Source organism: Limnohabitans sp., assembly GCF_046052765.1.
In the GTDB taxonomy this organism is placed as follows: Bacteria; Pseudomonadota; Gammaproteobacteria; order Burkholderiales; family Burkholderiaceae_C; genus Limnohabitans.
This window is the reverse complement of record NZ_JAVLFQ010000017.1, coordinates 1-4521: the sequence shown is the minus strand read 5'-3', so window position 1 is coordinate 4521 and position 4521 is coordinate 1. Positions and strand designations below refer to the sequence as shown.

4 protein-coding genes are annotated in these 4521 nt (G+C 45.1%); 1 reads left to right on the top strand and 3 read right to left on the bottom strand.

The features are described 5' to 3' along the window. Positions 1-604: 604 nt before the first annotated feature. Positions 605-1294: a DUF3102 domain-containing protein gene (locus tag AC9UG7_RS01510; protein WP_509583393.1), complete on the top strand. Its 690-nt coding sequence runs from the start codon at positions 605-607 to the stop codon at positions 1292-1294. A gap of 265 nt (positions 1295-1559) precedes the next feature. Here the strand turns inward: AC9UG7_RS01510 and AC9UG7_RS01505 are convergent, their stop codons facing one another. From AC9UG7_RS01505 to AC9UG7_RS01495, 3 genes are all read right to left on the bottom strand, one after another. Further along, positions 1560-1796: an HGGxSTG domain-containing protein gene (locus AC9UG7_RS01505; protein WP_509583391.1), complete on the bottom strand. Its 237-nt coding sequence runs from the start codon at positions 1794-1796 to the stop codon at positions 1560-1562. Between the two features lie 1179 nt (positions 1797-2975). Beyond that, a complete protein-coding gene (locus AC9UG7_RS01500) occupies positions 2976-3626 on the bottom strand; it encodes a hypothetical protein (RefSeq protein ID WP_509583389.1) in 651 nt (216 codons plus the stop codon). 142 nt (positions 3627-3768) lie between these two features. Next, positions 3769-4023: an HGGxSTG domain-containing protein gene (locus AC9UG7_RS01495; RefSeq protein WP_509583387.1), complete on the bottom strand. Its 255-nt coding sequence runs from the start codon at positions 4021-4023 to the stop codon at positions 3769-3771. Positions 4024-4521 lie beyond the last annotated feature (498 nt).

Here is a 4521-nt window from a genome sequence, read left to right as displayed (position 1 = left end):
AGCTACTTTGCGCAATTGAGAGACTCTTTAAGGTATTTTAATTGTTATGTTAATTCATACGGTGCAAAAATTTTTTGATAACTATATAACTATTTTTAGCTTTTGAGTTTTTTTCTACATAGGGAATGTACGGCCCCAAGCAAGGAGTACATCCCCTAGCTACTAAACTCAAAAAGGCTTAACTGATGCCCAGTGTTTAACTCAAGCGCGCGGCTTCTGCACGCCACACTAGGACAGATTCGCTATTACATGGGGAGATTTCCAACATGCTTGGTCGAAAGTTAAGTACACCACACCAGTTCTCGAGGACTGTCTAACCGTTTTGCCGCCTGTACCGGACATTGAGCGCCTCCGCGACTATGGAATCGAGGCCATGCACTTGATGCAAATTTGCATTGCTCTCGCGAATCATCACCAACCTGAACCATTTTTTCTTGCCTGTCGAAAAGCCAGCGAATTGATTGGGCTGACTCATTACGACTCCGCAAAACTCCTCCGCCTTTTTGTGGACGAGGGCTGGATTCATGTGGTCAAAGCACACACGACAGCGCGGGCAGCGCGTTATCGGCTAAACCTGTTTCCACAACTTACTTGAAAGTACATCATGCTCCCTATCCCTATCGAAACAATCATCACGCAAATTAATAATCATCATCTACTTGCATTCCGGCAAGCAAATGACGCCGTAGCAAACGCCAAAGCTGCTGGGCAACTGCTGCTTCAAGTCAAGGCATCCATGCCTCACGGACAATGGACTGCTTGGGTCAAGACAAATCTTGAAGTTTCAGACCGACAGGCACAGCGCTACATGGCAGTTGCGCAAGGTAAATCTGTTCAGCTTCTTCTGTTAGCCGACAAAACCGACACGGTGTCGGTTTTACAAACAACAGCGCAAAGCAAAGGCATATGGAAAAATGGAAAGTGGGAGCCTGAGCCTGGATGCATCTATCTATTTAAAGAAGATGGTGGCAATTACTGGGTTTTACCAAGCACACTTAACGATCGGTGGTTTCATGTATGCAAACATTATCATGGACCACGAATGAGTACAGATGGGTTTTATAGACATTACACAATATTTAGCGTTGTCAATGATCCAGACCTAACCTCGAAGTTTTACGTAGGAACAACTACCCCTTTAGGATGGATTGGCGTTGGAAATGTTCTCAAGTCCTACGGCCTCAAAGATATCGAGAAATCCCTGATAAATGGCAAATCTGCTAAGCATAGGTATGAGCGCCCATTTGGTGAACAGTCGCCAGAAAATTGGTACTGGGGAAATGACGGCGACTAGGATGATCGCGAAGCTTACGCAGACTTAATGCTTAAGAGTAAGAATAGTGAGGATTAATGCAAATATGCAGGCACCTCACTTCTGGGGCCGGGGTCAACTTTCTCATGAAACGGATGCATATGGAAACATGCATCTGTTGCATCCATCAACCACTTCCATTTGAGCTCAATGGCTATTCGACACATTTATTGCGTTGTGATGCTTTCATGAGGAAGCGAAAACTTTTGCAAAGATAAATGCGATAACGTCAAAACATCGTATTCCGCTACCTCCGCTTTGGTTCAATCATTCCAAGCTGAATCAGCAAAGCCTCCAAGTACTTGATGTAGGCATTGCCTTCGGCGGTCAGCCTGCGAGTCTCTTTAGTGCAATGACCATGCTGATAATTCCAATGATCTTTTCCTGCTAGCGACTTCCCACCATGAAGACGGCAGCGCGTCTTTCCCAGAAGGGGTGGCTTCTGGCAAGGGGTACCAGTCCGAGTCTTAGCCCCGCACCTCACTTCCTTGACTTTCTAATCAATCCCAAGCGCTCCATGATTTTCATTCGCCGTCGGATCTCTTTGCGCAACTCTACAGTGGAAACGTTTCTTGGCAAACTAGGAAATAAGGGCTTAGGCTGCATGGTAAATCCGTATGAATTAAGCTGCCTATATTTTAATCAATCCCACTTTTTTTGCTTAGGCGTAGGAGCTAAATTTTTCTAGTGGAATGGGAATTTGTTGGGGTAATGTTTAATACTCTTTAAATCAAATCTTTAAAGAAAAAATGGACTGGAAAACTTTAAAATAATTTTTGACTTTGTTCCTGCATTCCATGGAGCGATTACTGAGTAACAGTACCCGGAAAGCCGGGCACACACCCACCAACACAAACAGCTTGTCCATTACTTAAAACCGCACCTCCACCTGCAACTGATGAACACATAACGCGATTTGAATTATCGATTACACATTGACCCTTCCCTACCAAAACTTGGCCAGTATTATCTTGTAACGCCCCCCCACCGGGTGGAGCACAAATTATTTGCCCAAAGGAATTTGTTGCGCATGATTGAGCAAATACGGAGCTAGAGAATATTAAAAAAGAAATGACCAATAAGATCGGGTTAATCATAAAACCTCTAAAGTGAATCGGTGTTAGTAACAGTCAGATAATGTCGTCAGTGGATCATAACGGCAAGTATCCACTTGTTTTTCGCCCCCTTGTCCTGGGTGCCGTGGTCATTTTGAGTAAGTGCATCGCATCCTCTAGCTTGCTCAGCGTAGCCGACGCTCTTGAATACTCAGCCCTCGCTGCATTGGTCGACTCACCGTGTTTATAGTGTGCGGCAGCAATGCGGCTTCGTCCTTCCTCAGTCTGCTTTCCGCTCGTCTGTCCACCACCATGGAACTGGCATTTCTGGGTCTTGCTAGTCTTCAAAGCTGGCCGACCACATTGAAGCTTGGTTCTTGAAGACTGTGCCGTACAACGTGCGCAGCATATGCGCCCACCGGCAGTGGATAAAAGAAGCTGAGGATTGGTGATTGACATCTTTAAATTATTTTAAACAACCGGCCCTAAGACACACCATAAAATTCACAACGCTGTGGCGAAGCTTTTCGGTGATTGCTTCAGGTGCTTGACATCGCCAAGGGTCTGCCCTGCCAGGTGAGGCATGTTGGCAGGTCGGGTAAACCAAATTACCAGCGATAACCCAATCCTAAGTTGACTACTGGGTAATATTTCAAAGCTTTAATTTTATCCTCGATCTTGATCTTTTCTTTATCGATATCGGCTTTTGAAACAGTCCCAGTTGACTCATATATGTTGACCTTTGCGTTGCCTACGCGAACACCCAGGTCAGTGAAAAAAGTGAGTCCTGCGTCTTTGTCAGACCTGGTTGAGTAGCCAATACCGACGTAGGGAGCAGTGTTGCCCAAGTCAATCGAAGCAGAAAATTTCACGTTGTTATAAGTGGTGTTACCAATGGTCACACTGCCCGTGGGACGGGCAGCAAGAGTGAGTTTGTTGGTGCCGGTTTGCACACCTGCAGTAATACGAAAACCACTGTCCTCACTTGGGAACCAATCTGCCAAGATGCTTAGATTTTCCAATTTCAGGTCTAAGGAACTGGTTGTAGAAGAAGAATTGTTTCCTGTCTTGTTCAAGTTCGCTGAACTGTAAACAACGCGTGCGTCAAAAGACTTATCCATTTGAAAAGCAGAGCCCATCAGTAGCCCTTGGGAACCCGCCCCCACAAAAATACGGGGAGTTTCGATTAAAAGCTTTTCAGCGGCAGTGGATGTTTGCGCATGGGTAGAACTGAAAGCCCCCGCAATGACCGATGTCAAGCAGCAGCGAAAAAAAAGGGGGGACAAATAGGCCATAGCAATTTCCCAAATAATTGGTTAATGTCTAATTATATTTATAATTTTGGTTGAATAGGAGGAGTCAAGCATGAAGTGCAACTCGCTTGAGTGATTGATCAAACACCTAATATGAAATGTTTAAGTGCTGCGATGTTTTAATGAAGACCGCCTGCTGGTTAAGCACTGTCTCCAAGTACTTTATGTAGGCATTACCTCGTGCGGTCAGCCGGCGAGTCTCTTTGGTGCAATGACCGTGCTTGTAATTTGGATGATCTTTTCCTGACAAGGACAGCCTGCCATGAAGACGGCAGCGCGTTTTTTCTTGAAGTGGTGGTTTCTGGCAGGTAAAGCCTAATCGAGTTTTAGCCCCACAGCTCACTTCTTTGGCTTCTTGATCAACCCCAACCTATCCATGATTTCGATTCGTCGGCGGATTTCCTTTCGCAAATCTGATGTGGGAATGTTTCTTGGCAAAATTGGAAATAATGGCTTACGCTGCATGGGGAAATCCTTATAAAAGATAGTACCCATATTTTAAGCAAATTGACTTTTTTTAATTAATTAAATTCGCGGAAATTTACAAACTTAAGTACCATTTAAGCAAAACAATGTGTAACCCCCCCGGATGGAACCATTCTGCAAGACATGGGTGTGGGGGTACGGTGGGGGTCGATCTGGCTGGAAATTGAAAGGGGGTACCCCTATACAACTAACTAAGCATTGCCGCCCGTGATCCCGATGCTAGATCCAAGTCCAACGCTTGACATACGTTTTTGTAAATTTTTATTTGCTTGTGGGCAATAGTGATTGATACAAGCCTGTCTCTTATACACATCTGACGCTGCCGACGAAGCTAGAAGTGTAGATCTCGGTGGTC

What these genes read in the sequence shown, in the direction of transcription:
- AC9UG7_RS01510 (WP_509583393.1), top strand. Translation starts at nt 605, where the DNA reads ATGCTCCCTATCCCTATCGAAACAATCATCACGCAAATTAATAATCAT.